This window comes from Streptomyces lincolnensis (assembly GCF_001685355.1).
Classification (GTDB): Bacteria; Actinomycetota; Actinomycetes; order Streptomycetales; family Streptomycetaceae; genus Streptomyces; species Streptomyces lincolnensis.
In genome coordinates this window covers 256,294-275,162 of sequence record NZ_CP016438.1, presented here as the reverse complement: position 1 = coordinate 275,162, position 18,869 = coordinate 256,294, and the positions used below count along the sequence as shown (strand labels likewise).

General features: G+C 68.8%; 16 protein-coding genes and 1 pseudogene. 11 read left to right on the top strand and 6 right to left on the bottom strand.

Translation table 11 applies throughout. The annotated features are described in order from the left end of the window. Positions 1-2 precede the first annotated feature (2 nt). Complete coding sequence (locus SLINC_RS01245; RefSeq protein ID WP_067425555.1) at positions 3-758, top strand: dienelactone hydrolase family protein; 756 nt, start codon at positions 3-5, stop codon at positions 756-758. A gap of 222 nt (positions 759-980) precedes the next feature. On the opposite strand, the gene SLINC_RS01240 is transcribed toward SLINC_RS01245, so the two are convergent. Then, positions 981-1,205 carry a hypothetical protein gene (locus tag SLINC_RS01240; protein WP_067425552.1) on the bottom strand — a complete coding sequence of 75 codons (225 nt, stop codon included), beginning with the start codon at positions 1,203-1,205 and terminating at the stop codon, positions 981-983. Beyond that, positions 1,205-2,383: a DUF1349 domain-containing protein gene (locus SLINC_RS01235; RefSeq protein WP_067425549.1), complete on the bottom strand. Its 1,179-nt coding sequence runs from the start codon at positions 2,381-2,383 to the stop codon at positions 1,205-1,207. Before SLINC_RS01235 ends, SLINC_RS01240 begins: the two co-directional genes overlap by 1 nt. A 167-nt stretch (positions 2,384-2,550) precedes the next feature. Here SLINC_RS01235 and SLINC_RS01230 point away from each other — a divergent pair, with 167 nt between their 5' ends. From SLINC_RS01230 to SLINC_RS01215, 5 genes and pseudogenes are all read left to right on the top strand, one after another. Beyond that, the gene (locus tag SLINC_RS01230) at positions 2,551-3,120 is read left to right on the top strand and encodes an MFS transporter (protein WP_375141517.1); all 570 of its coding nucleotides are present in this window, start codon (positions 2,551-2,553) and stop codon (positions 3,118-3,120) included. Between the two features lie 88 nt (positions 3,121-3,208). Further along, positions 3,209-4,834: pseudogene (locus tag SLINC_RS50615) on the top strand (beta-ketoacyl-ACP synthase 3); the annotation flags it as partial. Positions 4,835-5,029: 195 nt separating this feature from the next. Continuing rightward, positions 5,030-6,073 (top strand): ABC transporter substrate-binding protein, encoded by a 1,044-nt coding sequence (locus tag SLINC_RS49080; RefSeq protein ID WP_067444762.1) that lies wholly within the window; start codon positions 5,030-5,032, stop codon positions 6,071-6,073. A gap of 68 nt (positions 6,074-6,141) precedes the next feature. Next, positions 6,142-7,116, top strand: coding sequence for a FecCD family ABC transporter permease (locus SLINC_RS01220; protein WP_067425545.1), 975 nt, complete (start codon positions 6,142-6,144; stop codon positions 7,114-7,116). Beyond that, positions 7,113-7,913, top strand: coding sequence for an ABC transporter ATP-binding protein (locus tag SLINC_RS01215; protein WP_067425542.1), 801 nt, complete (start codon positions 7,113-7,115; stop codon positions 7,911-7,913). The genes SLINC_RS01220 and SLINC_RS01215 overlap by 4 nt, the downstream gene beginning before the upstream one ends. A gap of 128 nt (positions 7,914-8,041) precedes the next feature. On the opposite strand, the gene SLINC_RS01210 is transcribed toward SLINC_RS01215, so the two are convergent. Next, positions 8,042-9,985, bottom strand: a complete 1,944-nt coding sequence (locus tag SLINC_RS01210; protein WP_079164353.1) for an alpha-L-fucosidase — start codon at positions 9,983-9,985, stop codon at positions 8,042-8,044. 717 nt (positions 9,986-10,702) lie between these two features. Between SLINC_RS01210 and SLINC_RS01205 the strand changes: the two genes are divergently transcribed. Continuing rightward, complete coding sequence (locus SLINC_RS01205; RefSeq protein ID WP_067425537.1) at positions 10,703-11,098, top strand: nuclear transport factor 2 family protein; 396 nt, start codon at positions 10,703-10,705, stop codon at positions 11,096-11,098. Positions 11,099-11,175: 77 nt separating this feature from the next. On the opposite strand, the gene SLINC_RS01200 is transcribed toward SLINC_RS01205, so the two are convergent. From SLINC_RS01200 to SLINC_RS01190, 3 genes are all read right to left on the bottom strand, one after another. Further along, positions 11,176-11,517, bottom strand: a complete 342-nt coding sequence (locus SLINC_RS01200; RefSeq protein ID WP_067425534.1) for a winged helix-turn-helix transcriptional regulator — start codon at positions 11,515-11,517, stop codon at positions 11,176-11,178. Between the two features lie 555 nt (positions 11,518-12,072). Further along, positions 12,073-13,857 (bottom strand): sensor histidine kinase, encoded by a 1,785-nt coding sequence (locus SLINC_RS01195; RefSeq protein WP_067425531.1) that lies wholly within the window; start codon positions 13,855-13,857, stop codon positions 12,073-12,075. Next, a complete protein-coding gene (locus SLINC_RS01190) occupies positions 13,847-14,545 on the bottom strand; it encodes a response regulator transcription factor (RefSeq protein ID WP_067425528.1) in 699 nt (232 codons plus the stop codon). The genes SLINC_RS01195 and SLINC_RS01190 overlap by 11 nt, the downstream gene beginning before the upstream one ends. 144 nt (positions 14,546-14,689) lie before the next feature. Here SLINC_RS01190 and SLINC_RS01185 point away from each other — a divergent pair, with 144 nt between their 5' ends. Genes SLINC_RS01185 through SLINC_RS01170 form a run of 4 tightly spaced genes read left to right on the top strand, consistent with a single transcriptional unit; the run spans position 14,690 to position 18,594 of the window. Beyond that, positions 14,690-15,322, top strand: coding sequence for a hypothetical protein (locus SLINC_RS01185; protein ID WP_067425525.1), 633 nt, complete (start codon positions 14,690-14,692; stop codon positions 15,320-15,322). Continuing rightward, positions 15,312-16,646 (top strand): efflux RND transporter periplasmic adaptor subunit, encoded by a 1,335-nt coding sequence (locus tag SLINC_RS01180; RefSeq protein WP_067425522.1) that lies wholly within the window; start codon positions 15,312-15,314, stop codon positions 16,644-16,646. Before SLINC_RS01185 ends, SLINC_RS01180 begins: the two co-directional genes overlap by 11 nt. Then, positions 16,643-17,332: an ABC transporter ATP-binding protein gene (locus SLINC_RS01175; protein ID WP_067425519.1), complete on the top strand. Its 690-nt coding sequence runs from the start codon at positions 16,643-16,645 to the stop codon at positions 17,330-17,332. Before SLINC_RS01180 ends, SLINC_RS01175 begins: the two co-directional genes overlap by 4 nt. Then, positions 17,329-18,594: an ABC transporter permease gene (locus tag SLINC_RS01170; RefSeq protein WP_067425515.1), complete on the top strand. Its 1,266-nt coding sequence runs from the start codon at positions 17,329-17,331 to the stop codon at positions 18,592-18,594. Before SLINC_RS01175 ends, SLINC_RS01170 begins: the two co-directional genes overlap by 4 nt. The last annotated feature ends 275 nt before the right edge of the window (positions 18,595-18,869 follow it).

The following is an 18,869-nucleotide window of genomic DNA, read 5'->3' as shown; positions in this document are numbered from 1 at the left end:
TCATGCCCACCAAGATGTTGCGCATTCCCACCGAGGACGGCCAGGCCGACGCTTTCGCCGCCTTCCCCGACGGTGGTGAGCGGCACCCAGGCGTGCTGATGTACGCGGACGGCTTCGGCATCCGGCCCGTGCTGCGCGAGATGGCCCACCAACTGGCCGGGCACGGGTACTACGTGCTCGTCCCCAACCTCTTCTACCGGCACGGCCCGGCACCGGTGATCGAACTTCCCGAGCACATCGGAGAAGAGGTCCGACCCGCGGTCTTCGCCCAGGTGATGCCCTTGATCGAGGCGCACACCGCCGAACGTGTCCTGAGCGACGCCGACGCCTACCTCAGGTTCCTCACCGCCCAGCCGGAGGTCGGCGCCGGACCGGTCGCGGTGACCGGCTACTGCATAGGCGGCCTCCTGGCGATGCGCACCGCCGCGGCCCATCCCGGCCAGGTGGCCGCCGTCGCCGGATTCCACGCTCCCGTGGGCGCCGACGGGCCCGACAGCTTCGCCAAGCTCACGGCCCAGGTCCACCTCGCCCATGCCGAAGGTGACATGACGCCCGAGGCCCTCGGAGAGCTCCATCAGGCATTGGATGCCGCGGGGGTCGCCTACACCTCCGAGGTCTACTCAGGCACCGTCCACGGCTTCACGATGGCTGACACCGATGCCTTCAACCCGGCCGCGTTGCAGCGCCATTGGGACGGCCTGCTGCCTTTCCTGGACCGCACCCTGTCAACAGCCGAGGTGCCGGTCCAGGGCACCTGAGCGCCCCGCGCCCGCAGACCGCCTGTCCGGACGTACGTGCCGGTGCGCAGGCCGCACCGGCACGCGGAGCGCGTTCCGCAGATCGTGACCCGAACCCCTTCGTCAGCTGGCGGAGAACTGGCTGAAGGTCGAGGTGCCGATACTTCCGGAGTGGGCCGTGGAGAACATGCCCGCGTCCAGGGTGCTGTTCGCCTCGGTCAGGGTCGCGGTGCCGACAGTGGTTCAGGTGATGCCGTCGGCGGAGTAGGAGCCGGTGACCGACGTGCCGTTCCTGACCAGGCGGAGCCAGACCGGGGCGAGAGCGCTGCTTCCGGTCTTGAAGACGTTGGTATCGAGGTAACCGTCACCGTTGGAGTCCGACTGCAGGGTGATTCCGTTGCCGGGGGTGGCGGCGAGGACGAGGTATCCGGTGGACGAGCCGGCGGAGGCGATGCTGTTCCGCACCATCAGGCCGGCTTTGGCCCAACTGTTGGTGTTGTCCCGACTGTCGACGCGGAGGTGACGGTCGAGGAGGTCCCAGCGGCCCCCGTCCGGTAGGCGGCGGAATACTCGTCGTCGTACGCCGTGCCGGAGCCCCATACGGCGATGCCCGCGTTGGTCAGGGAGGTCACTTGGCCGCTTTGGCTGACGGCGGCCGGAATCGAACTGTATGCCTCGTAGGGAGAGGTGACGATGCGCAGGTTGCTGAAGGTCGCGCTGCCGGCGGTGGTGCTGTGGGCGGTGTGGATGACGCCGGCATCCTGGGTGGTCGCCATGGACGGCAGAGTCACCTTCGAGCCGAGCTGGGTGAAGGTGGTTCCGTCGGTGGAGTAGGAGGCGGAGACCTGGGTGGCAGTGCGGGTGAGTCGTAGCCAGACCGGTGCCTTGACGGTGGCGGCGGTGGACGTGAGCTGGTCCAGGTAGCCGTCGGCGCTGGAGTCCCGCTGGAAGCTGACACCGTTGGTCGGGGTCACCACCACCGCCGCGTATCCGGGGGAGGAACCGTCGTCCGTGAGGTCGTTGCGCAGGACGACGCCGGCCTTGGCCCAGCCGCTGGTCTTGTCGAGGCTGTCGACCCGGGCGGTCACCGACGTGCCGTCGACAGCCGCCCCCTTGCGGAAGACGGTGCCGTACTCGTCTTCGTGCTGTCCGCCGGCACCCCAGATGTCCTTGCCGGCATCGGTGATCGTGAAGTGGCCGCCGCTCTGGCCGGTGTTGGCAGGGGTGGAGGAGTAGGCGCTGTACGGGGAGGAGACGGGGTCGGTGGTCAGCGGACGGTACAGGGGGTGGATGCCGGCGTTGTCCATGACCGTCTTGGCGGCGGGCGGCCAGTTGCCGTCGCTCACGACGACGGTGCCGCTGACCACGTCACCGCGGCCGTTGGTGTTGGTGATGTTCGCGGAACTGTTGGTCGTCCAGGTGTCGGTCAGGGTCAGGGCGCCGGTGTTGTTGGTCGCGTTGCTGTTCTCATGGCCCCATTCGCCGGTGTTCCGGAAGACGTTGTTGGTGTCCGTGAAGTCCCGGGAGCCCTCGTCGTGGTAGAAGCCGAACCAACCGTTGTTGCTGTGGCAGTAGTTGCGTTCGAAGGTGCTGCCCGGTGACGCCGACAGGGTGTACATGCAGCCGCCGTCGGTCATCTGCTGCATGAGGTCGTGGATGTAGTTGTCGGTGACGTGGTTGTTCGCGTCGGTGGTCGCCGTCCTGTAGATGGGCTGGTAGTTGTACAGGCCCCGGTTGACGTAGTCCTGGCTGCCGCCGATGTCGTTGGCGCCCCAGCCGTAGCCGATGGTGAGGTCGGAATAGGGGGACCGCCCTGTTCAGTGCCACGTTCAGCTCGGTGCCGTACTTCCTGACCCTCTACTTCCAGACCGTTCACGGCTACAGCGCGATGGCGACCGGGCTCGCGTTCCTGCTGCCCGCCGTGGTGGTGGCCGTCGGTACGCAGGCCGGCGAACGGGCCGTGTCCGCCTTCGGCGTGCACCGCATGCTGGTGGCCGGCATGGGGCTGGGCGCCGTCGGAGCAGCGGCCCTCGGTCTGGCACTCACCTCGGACGGCTCCTATCCTGCGCTGCTGCCGGGAATCGTGTTGCTGGGTCTCGGCCAGGGCGCCGCATGGGCGGGCATGTGGATCTCCGCGTTCGCCGGAGTGGCCCCCGCAGACCAGGGCATCGCCTCGGGACTGGCATCGACCACCTTGCAGACCGGCGGCTCGGTGGGCCTCGCCGTGCTCGTCGCGTTCGCCGGCGGCGCCGGGCAGAGCGCGTCGGGTACCGGGCTCCTCGACGGCATCCGTACCGCCGTCCTCGTGATCGCGGGCGGCATCGGATGCGGTGCGCTCGCACTGTTCGCCCTGCGCAGGGTGACCGGGACCAGCGGTCCCTAGGCCTGCCCCTCCTCGCGGCTTCCCCTTTCGCTTTCCCCTTCCCGTGTCCGGGCTGCCCGGCCGTCCTCCGTCATGCCAGGAGAACCTCATGTCCCCTCTCGCCGCCGGCCCTTCCACCGCTCCGGCCGCCGTCCTGTGCGGGCTGGCCGGATGGGTGCCGTCCCGCGTGGTGACCAACGAGGACCTCGCGCGACGACTCGACACCGACGACGCGTGGATTCGCACCCGGACCGGGATCCGCCGACGGCACATCGTCGAGCCCGGACAGGCGACGTCCGACCTGGCCGTCGAAGCCGGCCGCCGGGCCCTCGCCTCCGCCGCGACGGACCGGGTCGACGCCGTCGTCGTCGCCACGACGACACCCGACCACACCTGCCCGGCCACCGCGCCCGCCGTCGCCTCACGACTCGGTCTGGCCGGGGTGGCCGCCTTCGACATCGGCGCCGTGTGCACCGGGTTCGTCTACGGGCTCGCCTCGGCCGCCGGCCTCATCGCGGCCGGCGTGGCTGAACGGGTGCTGCTCATCGGTGCGGATACCTACTCCACGATCGTGGATCCGCTGGACCGGGCCAACGCGATCATCTTCGGCGACGGTGCCGGAGCCGTCGTCCTGCGCGCCGGACACCCCGACGAGCCGGGCGCGGTCGGCCACTTCGACCTCGGCAGCGACGGCGCCCACGAAGACCTGATCATGGTCGCGGCCGGAGGCTCCTGTCAGCGCTCCGGACCGGGCGAACCCGGCCGCCAGGACCGGCACTTCGCCATGCGGGGCAAAGAGGTCTACCGCCACGCGGTGACGCGCATGGCCGAGTCCGCGTTCAAGATCAGCGGTCATCGCGTGCACCCGGCCGAGGTCGACAGGGCCCTCCTGGCACACCCGGGGGTACGCGAGGCCGCTGTCGTGGGACAGGTGCTGGCGGACGGGACCCGGCGCCTGGTCGCACACGTCGTCCCGGACGGGCCTGCCCCGGCCGTCGCCCTGGTCAGGGACCGCCTCCGGGCGGTCCTGCCCGCCGCGATGATCCCGTCGGCCGTCGAGTTCCTGGACCGCCTGCCCCGGACGGGTGCGGGAAAGATCGACAGGAACGCGCTCGCCGCGATGACCCCCGACGCACACGGGCCGGCCCCCGACGCACCGGTGCCGGACCGCGGCACCGAGACACTGGCGCACGACAACGCGCTGGAACGCACCATCGCCGCCGTCTGGCAACTGGCGCCGGCCGTGCCGGCCCTCTCCGCGCGGGACGACGTTTTCGACCTGGGTGCCCAGTCGCTCCAGGTCATCCAGGTGGCCAACCGCCTCGGCGTCGACCTGCGCCGCGACGTGAAGGTCGCCTGGCTCTTCCAGCACCCGACACCCGCCGAATTGGCGAGGTTCTTGGAGCAGCAGGAGCAGCAGGAGCAGCAGGAGCAGCAGGAGCAGCAGGGGCAACAGGAGCAGGCCCAGGTTCAGCCGCGGACAGCCGGTCCCGGCCTTCCGGCGACCCTGCTCGCCGACGCCGTCCTCGATCCGGACATCCGCCCGAGCGGCGATTCTCCCCGGCCGATCGGCGCACCGGACCGGGTCCTGCTCACCGGCGCCACTGGCTTCGTCGGCGTGCACCTGCTGGCCGAACTCCTCACGAGCACCGACGCGGAGGTCATCTGCACCGTCAGGGCCCCGGGCCCCGCAGAGGCCGCCGCCCGTGTCCGGCAGTCCCTGGAAGTCCACCGGATCCACTTGTCGGACGTAGCGCGACATACCTCGACCACTGCGTCACCACGGGAACGCTGCCCGCCCCGGCCGGGAAACAGGACCATCTCACGCCGTCCGCACAGTAGTTGGACCTCTGAGGAACTTCCGGGCTCCACCCCCCGACTACTGCATCAGAACCCGTCGCCTCACGAGCACCCCGAAGCAAGGAGCAGCATGCCGAAGAAACGGCCGGTCGCCACAGCCCTGGCCGGCGCCCTCTGTCTGGTCACCACGGCATGCGCCGACTCCTCGACCGGCAAGGCCGACGACACCGGCGACAACGCGCCCGCGGCAGCCGCGGAGTCCGGCTACCCGGTGACCCTCGACAACTGCGGAGTGCCGGAGAGGTTCACCAAGGCGCCCAGCCGCGTGGTCACCATGAACGGCGCCTCGGTCGCCGAGGTCTCCACGCTGCTCGCCCTCGGCCTCGGCGACCGCATCGTCGCCAACCAGCAGAGCTACGGCATGTCCGAGGTGGCGGGCCGAGCCAAGGCCATCAAGGCGCTGCCCACCGGCGGCGTCAAGCTCAACGACGCCTACGACATCCCCCGCGAGGCGATGATCGGGCTGCGCCCCGACCTGGTGCTGTCCACGACCTCCTACGGCTTCGACGAGAAGAACGGCTTCGCCACCCGCGAGCAACTCAAAGAGGTCGGCGCGGGCAGCTACGTCTCCCCGCAGGGCTGCGATCAGGACACCTCCAGGATGACCATCGCCGACAGCTACACGCTGCTGCGCGACATGGGCAGGATCTTCAACGTCAGCGACCGCGCCGAGAAGCTGATCACCGCGTCGCGGAAGAACATCGCCGACGTCTCCGCCAAGGTGAAGGACGACAAGCAGCCGAAGGTCATGGTCCTGTTCTCCAACATGACCATGGGCGGCAACGACTTCAGCTCGGTCGTCGCCAAGGGCATCTACAACGACATCCTCGCCAAGGCCGGCGCCCGCAACGCCTTCGCATCGGCCTCCAAGACCTCCTTCGCCGACCTGAGCAAGGAGAAGGTGGCCGCCACCGACGTCGACGCGCTCGTCGTCATCGGCTACAACGACCCCGACCCGGCGGCCTACGCCAAGAAACTGCTGAAGGAGTTCCCCCAGTGGCCGGCCGCGAAGAACAACAAGTACGTGGCGTTGTCGGACTCGATGTACCTCGGCCCGAGCAACGACCTGGCCGTCGAGAAGATCGCCAGGATGCTGCACCCCGACAGGTTCTGAACCGGATCCCCAGCCGCCTGCGGCTGCCGCTCGCGGTCGTCGGACTGACGATCGTCCTGTTCGCCGTCATGGTGGTCGCGGTGAGCATCGGCGCGGTCAACATCCCGGTGGCCGACGTGTGGGGAATCCTCCTGCACCACATCACCGGCGGGGAAGCGGCCCAGGACCCGGCGCTGGACCAGATCGTGTGGACTTTCCGGGCGCCCCGCGTCGCTCTGGCCGCACTGGTCGGTGCGGGACTGGCCGTCGCCGGAGCCGTACTCCAGACCCTGGTCTCCAACCCGCTCGCGGACCCGATCGTCCTCGGCTTCTCCTACGGCGCCTCGCTGGGCGCCGTGCTCGTCATCACCCTCGGCGGCGCCGCGCTCGGCGGCCTGGCAGGGCTCGGTGTCTCCGGCGCGGCCTTCGTCGGCGCCCTGGCGGCCGGGGCCCTCGTCTTCGCCCTGGGCCAACGACGGGGCCGGCTGGCCCCGACCCGGCTGGTGCTCGCCGGAGTCGCGGTCGGCTATGTCCTGCTGTCGATGACCAGCTTCGTCCAGCTGCTGGCAACGCCCACCGAACTGCGCACGGTCATGTTCTGGATGCTCGGCAGCGTCGCCGGTGCCCAGTGGGACCAACTGCCCACCGTCACCGTGGTGGTCCTGGCGAGCACCGTGGTACTGGCCCTGTTCGGACGGCGACTCAACGCCCTGCTGGCCGGCGACGAGTCCGCCACCGCGCTCGGTGTGGACGTCAACCGGCTGCGCGCCATCCTGCTGGTCATCAGCGCGCTGCTCACCGGCACCGTCATCGCCGCCGCCGGCGGGGTCGGCTTCGTCGGCCTCATGATTCCCCACCTGGTCCGCCTCACCACCGGCGCCGACCACCGCAGACTGCTGCCCCTGACCGCGCTCCTGGGCGCCATCTACCTCGTCCTCGTCGACCTGCTCTCCCGAACCGTCAACCGCCCCAACGAACTGCCGCTGGGCATCCTCACCGCCCTGCTCGGCGCCCCCTTCTTCCTGTGGCTACTGCGCCGCAACAAGGGCCTGGACACCGTATGAAACTGACCGTCGACCAGCTCCACGTCACCCTGGACCGCAGGCCGATCCTCCGCGAAGTGAACCTGGAGGCCGCCAAGGGCGACATCGTCGGACTCGTGGGCCCCAACGGCAGCGGCAAGTCCACCCTCCTGCGCACGGTCTACCGTTCCCTACGGCCGGCCGGCGGCGTGGTCCGGGTGGGCGACGACGACGTATGGGAGCTGTCCCCGCGCACCGCCGCCCGCCGCACGGCGGCCGTCCTCCAGGACGCCGGTACCACCACCGGCCTGACCGTGACCGAGATCGTCGCGCTGGGACGCACGCCCCATCACGGTTTGATGGGCCGGGACGGTGCCGAGGACCACCGGGCCGTGGCGGAAGCAGTCGACCGCTGCGGCGTCGCACCCTTCACCGACCGGGACTACGCCACCCTGTCCGGCGGCGAACGCCAACGCGTCCTGCTGGCCCGCGCCCTCGCCCAGCGGCCACAGCTCCTGGTCCTGGACGAGGTCACCAACCACCTCGACATCCGCGCCCGGTTCGAGCTCCTGGACCTCATCCGCAGCACCGGCATCACCACTCTGGCGGTCCTGCACGACCTCGACCTCGCCGCCCGGCTCTGCGACCACCTCGTCGTGCTCCACGAGGGCGCGGTGGTGGCGGCGGGCCCCGTACTGGAGGTCCTGACACCGGACCTCCTCCGCGACGTCTTCGGTGTACAGGCCGCCACACAGCGATACGCCGACGGCGTCGTCCGCATCACGTACGCGGCCCAGCCACTCGCCCTCGACCGGCAGGCCGAGCCCGTCGACCGGTGACACACCATCACCAGCCCCTTCTGGCGTCGGACACGACCACGGTCTCGCTGACCAGGTCCGGCCCTGTGCCTGTCTGGACGGTGCGTCAGGACAGGATGCCGGGTCCGTCGGGGCGGGCGGGGTGAGGGTCAGGACGGGATGATCTGCCATTGCTGCCGTGACTGTGACGCGTACGGCTGCTGCTCGATGTTGGCTCCATCGGCGCTGCTGCCCTCGTCGACGCCGAGGCAGAGCCCGCTGTAGCGGTTGATGAGGAAGTAGCCTCCGTCACCGGTGGGCGTGACGGCCCACTGCTGCTGGGGAGCCCGGGCGTCACTCCAGATGCCGACGTTGCCGCCGTCCGCGCGGGAGAGACCCGCGAGCTCCAGAAGCCTGCCGCTGCCCACACCCTTGACTTTGTAGTAGCCGTCGCCGGTGCTCGTGAAGGTCCACTTCTGGTTCGCCTGGTTGAGCCATCGCCACTGAGCGACGTTGGTGCCGTCGGCGGTGCCCGCGCCCTCCACGTCGGCGACCTTGCCGCTGTGCCGGGCGACCAGCCGGTAGACGGTGCCGTCGCCGGGCAGTGTGGTGGACACCAGCGCAGGCTTGGCCGTCCGGCCGCCGATCCTCACGCCGCTGATGTTGGCGTATCCGCCGGTGGCCGCAGTGACCCGGATCCGAACGAAGCCCACGTTCCTGGCCGGCCACTCGACGAGCTTGGGGGTGCGGTCACCGGCCCAGGAGCCCGCGGCGACTTGGGTGAAGGTGACGCCGTCGGTGCTGGTGTGGACGGTGTACGAGGTGATGTCGCCGTCGGTGGAGTTGGTGCGGTTCCACTGCTTGGGCAGGTACTCCAGAGCGGAGACGTTGTTCCACACCCCGCCCAGGTCGATGGTGATGGACTGGGGCAGTGGCAGGTTCCAGGTCGACCAGCAGGTTTCGTAGCGGACGTCGCTGAGTCCGTCGATGGCGTTGAGCGGTCCCTCGTCGGTGTGGAAGGCGGTCGCATACGCGTTGACCGGCGTGACCGGGTACTCGGCGCGCAGTGGCTGGGCGGGCAGCGGCGGCCGGGAGGTGTCCGGGCTCCAGGCGGCACCGACTTCGGCCAGCCGGTTGACGATGTTGGTGTCCAGCAGGCCGTTGCGGTTGGGCGGGCAGTTGAGGATGAACGAGGTGTACTTCGGCTCCAGGTCGGCCAGATGCGACAGGATCGCCGCTTTGCTCATGAGGCTCTCGGTCGGGGTGGAGGGGTGCCAGAACCAGCCGTCGCTGATGGTCTGCCCCTGCATTCCGGCGTAGGTGTTGCCCGCCGGCGCTGTGATGCCCAGCGGTTCCTCGAAGAAGATCGCGTCGCTGAGGAAGGGCTCAGACAGTCCACCGATGTCGATCATGACGCAGTCAGGCTGCAACTGCTGCACCAGCGAACGGATCCTCTGGTACGAGACGGCCTGCTGCCCCATCTGCCACGCATAACCGTCGGTCATGAACATGTCAATAGTGCCGTAGTTGGTGAGCAACTCGGTGATCTGGCCGAGGATGAAGGTCATGTCGCCGGGCTGGATGGCATCGGTGATGTCGAGTCCGGTCACCTTGTGCCGGCTCTCCCAGGCCTCGACGCCGAAGGTGCGGTCCCAGATCGAGTAGTAGAACCCGACCTTCAGCCCCTTCGCCCGGAAGGCGTCGCAGTACGCCCGGACCACGTCCTGCTTGTAGGAGCTGTTCGCGACGTTCTGGGTGCCGTAGGCGCTCGGCCACAGGGCGAAGCCGTCATGGTGCTTGGTGGTCAGGATGCCGTAACTCATCTTCGCGGCAACCGCCGCGTCGGCCCACTGCGCGCAGTTGACGCTTGGGGGAGCGAAGAGGGTGGGGCTCTGGTGGGGTTCGGCCCATTCCTGGTTCGTGAACGTGCCGAGACTGAAGTGGTTGAACATGCCGAACCGCATGTCGACCATCTTGCTCAGCTTGGTCTGCGTGTCCGCGGCGGCCGCCTGCGACAGAAGGCCGGAGAAGCCGGGGACGATCGGCAGGGCGGTCGCGGCGCTCGCCGCACCCGCGCCCAGAAACGTACGGCGAGTCATCCGTCGTGAGGACATGGCGCACTCCTGTGTATCGATGGGGGTGACAGCGGTGACGCAATCCGGCGATGAGCAGGGGAAACACACTCAGGGCGGCGGCCGGCATCAGCCTTTCGGTGCGCCGGGCATCGGGCATTCCTGTCCTGAATCGGCTCTGACAACGTGTCCTCTCGACTCTTCGCGGGACAACACACGGTGCTGCGGCTCGACAGCCGACTGAACGGCGTGACTGGTCACCTACAGGCGGCGAATGCGGGAGAGGTCGCCCGCACGGCGGGTGTTTCACCAGAGTTACATCGGATCTATTAAGGGGCTTCGGCGCGAGATCTGTCTAGGGGATCGACGGAATCCAGCGATCACAGCTGATGAAACACGCAATGCCGAGGATCAAGCAGCCGAGGTGCAAGGTGTGGAAGGTCCGATAGATCGGGTGAATGGAGCGGGCGGTCCCCTCACCTTCCAGTCGCGGCCTCCGCGGGGTGAGTGCATATGTGACGTGCGTCACGTCACCTCATTGGTTACGTTGAGGTGCCTGGTTACGGGTGGCGAGTATGGAGGCGCGGCGGGAGAACTCGCCGCAGGAGAGGGGACTTCGCCACCGTCGCGGCACGTGTGCACTTCAACGGCCGGCCACGGTCTGACGAGCGGGTCTCCCCAGCCTGACCGCGTGCTCTTGATCCATCCCGAGTTGTAAGTCGTACGGCCTCCATGTCAGAGGCGCAAAGGAGTGTTGTCATGACCAGTAAGAACGTCGACATCGCACGTGAGTACTTCCAGGCCGTACAGAAGGGTGACCTGGCCAAGGTCGGGGAGCTCCTGGACGAGGACATCGTCTGGTATCAGCCGGGAGCCAACCAGTTTTCCGGCGAGCGCAAGGGGCGCGACGCCGTCTTCGCGATGCTCGGCGGGATGATGGAAGCCAGCCAGGGCTCCTTCGCCATCGACACGATCAACGCCCTCATGGGCAACGGCGACATGGTGGCCGCCTCGATCCACTTCGCCGGGCAGCGCGAGGGCGCCTCCATGAGCATGGACGGCGTGGATGTCCTGCGCCTCAAGGACGGCAAGATCGTCGAGATGTGGCTGTTCTCCAGCGACCAGCAGGCCGAGGACGCCTTCTGGGGTCAGTAGATCGCCCGCATTCTCGGGTCCCCTCCGCGGCGACGTTTCACCACATGCATGCCTCTGGTCACCGGCCACGGCCGCGGTCACTGCCGGGCGTCGTAGCTCTCGCGTGCCGCGAGCACCTCGCTGAAGTGTTCCTCGGTCCAGAGGCCCAGTGCCTGAAGCGGGGTGTACAGAGTGCGCCCCAACGCGGTCAACTCGTATTCGACCCGGGGCGGGACCTCGGCGTACACGTGCCGGGTGACGATTCCGTCGCGCTCCAGGTCTCGGAGGGTCTCGGTGAGGACCTTGGCGCTGATGCCGTCGACGCTGGTGCGCAGTTCGCGAAAGCGCATGCGGCCGGTGCTGAGCGCGATGACCACCATGGCCGTCCACTTGTTGGCGATGCGGGCGAGTGAGGTACGGGACGGGCAGGTCGCCGTCATGACATCGAAGGTCGGAAACTCTGGCGGCGTCACGCAGCCTCATCAGTGGTGTCGTAGTGGCTGTTACCGGCGGTAAGTATACGGACTCCGCGGGCAGCACGTTCACCGAGGACGTCGTCTGGCACCAGCCCGGTGCTCAGGTCTTCTCCGGCGGCCACGGCAGTGGGACAAGTGACGTGATGCAGGCGGGCGTCGCCGAGGACGAGGCCGGCGAGGGCTTCGTTCTGCTGTTCATGAGCAGCATCAGTGAACCGTCCCGTCAGAGCATGGCACTGGGGCTCGACAGTGGGTGGAAGAACTCCAGGGCCCCTCCAGGCCGCAGCCGAACAGTTTCCCGCCACTCGCCGCGAGGCCGTCATGAGCTGCCACCGCTGTCTCGCCGACCACCGCGACCAGCTCCACTACGACACCCGTCTGGGACCGACGCCGGCCCGTCCTGGCGGCAGACTCTTTCACGGCACCGGAACGCCACGGCCGACTCCTGCGCTCGGGGCCCACTGAGCCGGTCGCTGATCCGCCGGCCCCGGGGGAGCCGCCCGGACTGTGACGCACGGATCAGCCCGGCAGCCGCACCAGGAACACCGTCTCCACGTGCGGCCGGCTCGCCACGGAGACATCTCCGCCGTGTGCCTGCACCAGCTGTCTGACGATGGACAGCCCCAGCCCGCTGCCGCCCGTCCGCCTGTCGCGGGACTGTTCGGCCCGCCAGAAGCGGTCGAACACCCGGGGCAGGTCCTCCTGGCGGATGCCGCTGCCCGTGTCCTTCACCTCGATGGCGACGGCGCCCGCCACGCGGCGGGCGCTGAGGGTGACGCGGCCGTCCGGCGGCGTGTGGCGTATCGCGTTGGACAGAAGGTTGCCCAGGACCTGGCGGAGGCGGACCGGATCGGCGTGGACCGAGAGGCCGTCCGGGGCATGGACGACGGTCTCGACACCCCCTGCGTCTGCCCTCGCCCGGTGCGCGCCCATGGTCTGCTCGATCAGCTCGCGGAGGTCCAACTTCTGTGGACGCAGGCGCAGGGTGCCGGCGTCGGCGGCGGCGAGCACCTGGAGGTCGTCCACGATGTGCTGGAGGAGGCCCGCCTCCTCCTGGAGCGAGGTGAGGAGCGCCGAGTCGGGCTCGGCCAGGCCGTCCTGCGCCGCGTCCAGCCAGCCGCGGATATTGGTGAGGGGCGTGCGTAGTTCGTGGGCGATGTCGCTGACCATGACCCGGCGCTGCTCGTCGGTGCGTTCGCGGCGTTCCGACAAGTCGTTGAGGGCGGCCGCCAGATAGCCGGTCTCGTCCTTGGTGGTGACGGGGATACGGAGGTGCCGGCCCGTGGGGGCGCGGGCCGCGTGGGTCAGCGCGCGCAGCGGACGTACCAGCCTGATCGCGATGACGGCGGTGACGGCGATGGTGGCGGCCAGGACCAGACCGGTGGTGGCCAGGACCCTGAGGGTGCCGGCCGGTGACAGGTCGAAGACGGCGGTGGCCGTGCGGGGCGGGCTGGTGACGAACAGGAGGGCCGCGGGGGCGACATGCGCCGCCAACTGCTCCCGCCGGCCTTCCTCCACACAGTCGTCCACAGCGGCGGAACCCCGCGCCGAGTCGTCGCCTTCCACCCGGAAGTCCACCGTGATGATCAGCGGTTCGGGCAGGCGTACGTGGTTGCGCCCGGCGCAGCCGCGGACGAGTCCGGTGAGCTCGGCGAGGGCCGCGGCCTCGGTCGGGGTGGGTTGGAGCATGAGCTTGGTCGCGCAGGCCGGGATGAAGTCCTGCGAGGCCCTGAGCGTGCGCAAGGCGGGTCTGCCACTGGCCTCCTCGACGATGTGCGCGCGTACTCCCACCCGGCCGTAGAGGCAGCTGACCTCATCGCGGGCGATCCGTCGCAGCTTCGCCCGTTCCTCGGCGGGCAGTCGGTAGGGGCCGACGGCGCGTGGGTCGATGTGGGATGTCCGCTCCGCCTGGCCGACATCCTGATCCGTGGACGGAGCGACGTGCAGAGGATCGATCACGGCGCTCTCGTTGAGGGGCAGCCGTTCCGCGGCCGACCGATGCGACGTGGTGATGACCTGGCGCGCTCGCGTGGTCAGGATGATGGTGCGCCCCGTCGACCGGGAGAGATCAAGGACGGTGCGCTCGACACCGTTCCAGTTCCGGTGCGTCGCGGCGAAGCCCTCCAGAGTGTCCTGGACGGTGGCGTCGTCCGCGAGGGCCTGGCCCCGCTCCTGCTCGATGGCGACGGTGGTGCCGCGTACCGTCAGCCAGGCAGTGGCCCCGATGGACACCAGGGAGATCAGCACGGAGGTGACCAGCAGCCGGGACAACAGGCTGTTGCGGAGCGGGATTTCAGACCTCACGGCGGCCTCGGGACAGCTTGTAACCGACGCCGTGGACGGTCAGCAGGAACTCCGGTCTGTGCGGCGAGGTCTCGATCTTCTTCCGCAGGTTCAGTATGTGCATGTCCACGGTGCGTTCGGTGACCGCTCGGCCGTGGTCGGTGATGCAGTGCAGCAGCTGAGCCCGGGTGAAGACCCGGTCGGGTGCGGCTGCCAACGTGCTGAGCAGGCGGAACTCGCCGGGAGTGCAGTTCACCGGGCGGCCGTGGAGGGACACCTCATGGCGGTCCGGGGCCACGGTCAGGGGGCCGGCCTTCAGGAGCACTTCCTCCGCGCGCTCCGGACGCCGGCTGCGCCGCAGCAGGGTCCGGATGCGGGCCACCAGTTCGCGCGGCCTGTACGGCTTGGTCATGTAGTCGTCCGCCCCGATGTCCAGGCCGAGGAGCAGATCGTCCTCGGTGGAGCGGGCGGTGAGCATCAGAATGGGCATATCGCCCGTGGCGCGTATGCGGCGGCATATCTCCATCCCGTCCAGACCCGGCAGCATCCAGTCGAGAACGAGCAGGTCGGGTGGACGCTGGATGGCTTCCTTGAGGGCTGTCGGGCCGTCGTGCGCCACGGTCACGGCATGGCCGTCGTGCACCAGGTAACGACGGATCAGTTCTGCCTGTTTTTCGTCGTCTTCGGCCACCAGTACGTATGCGGACATGGCCCGATGATAAGCCTGCGGAGCGGGAGGTGAACGCCGGTAATTTTGGCTCAATTCTCTGACAACTTCCTGACAATCGCAGGAAGGGGTCCGGTGGGGGAAGTGTTGACACCTTTCTGACAAAGCCTTGTCACGATTCCAGGCATGCGAAACGACTCAGGCCGCCGTGACCCCGGTCCGGACCGCCCGTACAAGAAGTCCCTTTTCCTCTCCTGTGCCGTGCTGGCGGTGACGCTGATCGCCGGCTGCTCCGGGGGAGACGCCGCGGGCCAGGGGGACGGAGTTGCCTCCGTCACGGAGTCCGGTGGAGGTGGAAAGGGCGGCGTGACGAAGAGTCCGGCGGCCGACGATTCCGAGTCCGGCCGCCCCCAGATCCGGATGGACACCACGGACGTCGAGGAAGTGCGCATGTACCAGGGCTACCTGCGCTGCCTCAAGGATCACGGAGTGCCCATTCCGTCGCCGGGGAACAAAATGCCGGAAGCCGATCCCGGATCACTGTGGTTCCCCGGTATAGATGTGGCCAAAGAGCGTCCGGAAGTGGAAAAGGCATGTCTCGGAAAGCGGCCGCTGCCGCCCCCGGAGCTGGACCCGAAGAAGAACCCCGACTACATGGACGATTACACCAAGTGGATCGCGTGCGACAACCGCAGAGGGCTCAAGGTGAACCCCCTTCCCGACGGAGGCGGCTGGAACTACAAGCCCGGTGCGAATCCGCCCAAGAATGCCGACCAGATCGACCAGGAATGCATGATAGAGGCGTTCAGTGGCAAGTGAGCGCGACGCCTCGGACACCATGCCCCTGCGGATGACGGTCCAGGAAGGGGCAGGCCCCCGCAAACCGGCGGCCGGCCGCCGGAAGAAGAAGGCCGTCTGTCTGGCCGTCGTCGCTGTGCTGCTGGCAGGAGGAACGGGCGCCGGTCTGCTGTGGGTCGGCCAGGGCGGGAACGGCTCCGAACCCGAGTCCGGCCCGAAGATCAAAAAGATCGCCGTGGTGAGAACGGATCTGTCGGGCATCAGGGAAATGCAGGGGACGCTCGGCTACGACTCCGCGCGCACGATCCGCAGTGCCGGCGAAGGGCGGGTGACATGGCTTCCGAACCGGGGTGCGACGGTCGAGCGCGGCCGGCAGCTGTACCGCGTCGATGAGCGTTCCGCCGTGGTCTTCTACGGCGACACACCGCTGTACCGCAGGCTCGACACCCCCGGCAGCGTCGGCCGTGACGTACGGGTCGTCGCCGACAACCTCAGGGCTCTCGGCTACGACATCGGGGCACAGCCGGCGCCGGGCACGGTCGTCCGGCAGCAGGCCCCCGCGGGAGACCCCCCGCCCGTGACAACGGGCCCTGGGCCGGCGCCGACCGAGCCCCCGGCCGGCCGGCCCTCGGCTCCGGACGGCGGAGCGGGCAAAGGAACCGATGCGTCACAGGAGGGGTCACCGAGCCCAAGTCCGTCGCAGTCCACGGTCAGGGAGGGTGACGGAGTGCTCACCACGTCCCTGATGTCCGCGATCAAGCGCTGGCAGAAGGCCGTGGGCATCGAGCCGACCGGCATCCTCGACATCTCCGACGTGGTCGTGACGAAGTCCGCGGTGCGGGTCTCGGACGTCCTCGCCCAGCCCGGGGACGAGGCGTCGGGCGACCTGATGACGGTGACCGCCACCACCAAGTCCGTGACCGTTCCGGTGGAGTCGCTCGACATCGGGTCCATCAAGTCGGGCCAGCGGGTCACCGTGGTGCTGGCCGACCAGTCCACCGCCGCGGGCCGGGTCGCTGCGATCAGCACCATCGTGCAGGCAAACCAGGATGATGAGGGCAACACGGGGCAGACCAAGACCAACGTCACCGTGTCGCTGGACGACCCACAGGCCGTCAAGGGCATCGACTCCGCTCCCGTGCAGGCCCAGTTCCAGGGGGAGTCCAAGAAGGACGTACTCGCCGTCCCGGTCGGCGCCCTGCTCGCCCTGCGCGAGGGAGGGTACGCGGTCCGGCTCTCCGGCGGCCGGCTCGTCCCGGTCGACACGGGCATGTTCGCCAGGGGACTGGTCGAGATCAGCGGCCAGGGCATCAGCGAGGGCATGAAGGTGGAAACCACGGCATGACCCAGGTGATCAGCGTGCACGAGGCGAGCGTGACCTATCCCCCCGAAGTGAGAGCCCTCGACCGGGTCTCCCTGTCCGTCGCGCAGGGCGAACTGCTGGCCATCCTCGGCCCGTCCGGCTCCGGCAAGTCCACACTGCTCCACATCATGGGCACGCTGGCCCCGCCCACCAGCGGCAGCGTGGTCATCGAGGGGCAGGACGTGGCCGAGTTGTCCGACCGCCAATTGTCCGCCCTGCGCGGGCGGCGCCTGGGTTTCGTCTTCCAGCACTTCCACCTGACGGACGGACTCACCGCGGCGGAGAACGTGGCGACCGGCCTGCTGTACGCCGGTGTGCCCAGGAAGCACCGGAAGAAACTGGCCGAAGAGGCCCTGGCCCGGGTCGGACTCGCCCGCCGGGCCGGCCACCTGCCGGGGCAGCTCTCCGGAGGGGAGCGCCAACGGGTCGCCATAGCCCGCGCGGTCGTCCATGAGCCGGCTCTGGTCCTCGCCGACGAGCCGACCGGCGCACTCGACACCGCCAACGGCGCCGCGGCGCTCGCCCTGTTGACCGAACTCAACGCGGCGGGTACCACGATCGCGCTCATCACCCATGACCGTGACATCGCCGACCAGTTGCCCCGCAGGGTTCACCTGCGCGACGGTCGCCTGGTCGCGGACACCGCACCGACCGAAAGCCCCTCATGACCGCCCCCGCCAAGCCGTCCCGCGCCACGCCGCGGCGCTCACCCCGACGTGCCGAAGACAAGATCAAGCCAGTACGCCTCGCCTTCCTCGACCTGTTGGGCCTGGGGCTCCTCGGCCTGCGCACCCGCAAGCTGCGCGCCGCGCTGTCTGCGCTCGGCATCTCCATCGGCGTCGCCACGATGGTGGTGGTGACGGGAATCCCGGCCTCCAGCCACCAGGCGCTGATGGACGAGATGTCGGCGCTGGGATCCAACATGCTGCGGGTACAGCCGTTTTCGGGACAGACCGTGCCGGTCAGGCTGCCCGAGGAATCGGTCGACATGGTACGCCGCATCGAAGCGGTCACCGAGGCGAGCGCGGTGGCCAACACCAACGCCGTGGTCCAGCGTTCCGACCTCATCGGAGAGGACGACTTCTCCGGTACGGGACTCAGCGTGCTCGCGGCCCGACGCGACCTGCTGAGCGTGGTGGGCGGAAAGGTCTTCTCGGGAAGGTTCTTCAGTGGCGCCGACGAGCAGTTCCCCACGGCCGTACTGGGCTACCGGGCCGCCAGCCACCTCGGCATCGGGGAAATCCCCGAAAACGACCCGGCTCCACACATACAGATCGGCAAGTCGTGGTTCACCGTGATCGGCATCCTGCACTCCATACCGCTGGCCAACGACCTCGACAACGCCGTACTGACAGGATGGCCGGCCGCCAAGAAGACACTGCGCTTCGAGGGAAACCCCACGGTGATCTACGTCAAGGCACAGGAGGCCCATCTGGAGGACGTACGGAACGTACTCTCCGCCACCGTGTTCCCGGAACAGCCCGGACAGGTCCAGGTCAGCCGCCCCTCCGACGCCCTGGCGGCAAAGCGCGCCACGCAGAACACCTTCTCCTCCCTCTTCCTCGGCCTGGCCGGTGTCGCCCTGCTGGTCGGCGGAATCGGCGTGGCCAACACCATGGTCATCTCGGTCCTGGAACGCCGAAGGGACATCGGGCTCCGCCGGGCGCTGGGCGCGACCCGCGGTCAGATACGCGTCCAGTTCCTCACCGAGTCCATCGGACTGTCGCTGCTCGGCGCCATCGCCGGAACCCTGTTCGGGATCCTCGCCAACGTCGGCTACGCGGCCTACCAGGGCTGGCCAACGGTGATCCCCCTGCGCTCGGTCTCGGGCGGCTGCCTCGGCGCCGTGCTGATCGGCATGGCGGCCGGCGTCTATCCCTCGGTCCGCGCGGCACGCCTTCCTCCTACGGAGGCCTTGGCGTCGACGTAAGTGACCGCTGCGGGCGCGACCGCGCGCCGTGAGCACCGCCATCGCGGTAATCAGCGGAATCGGTGGTGATGGCGAAACAGCGACCATGAGGATCGGGCCCAGGACGCCGGTGATGAGGCCAGCCCCCGCCACGTTGGCAGGAACACGGGGGAACTGCGTCCGCTGCTCTATGGGAAGGCCCCACAAGCCCGGATTGGCCCAGGCACGACGACCCTGCTATTCGAACAGTCCGGGAGCCTCTGTACCGGCCCGGCCGTCACTACACGGGGATTAGG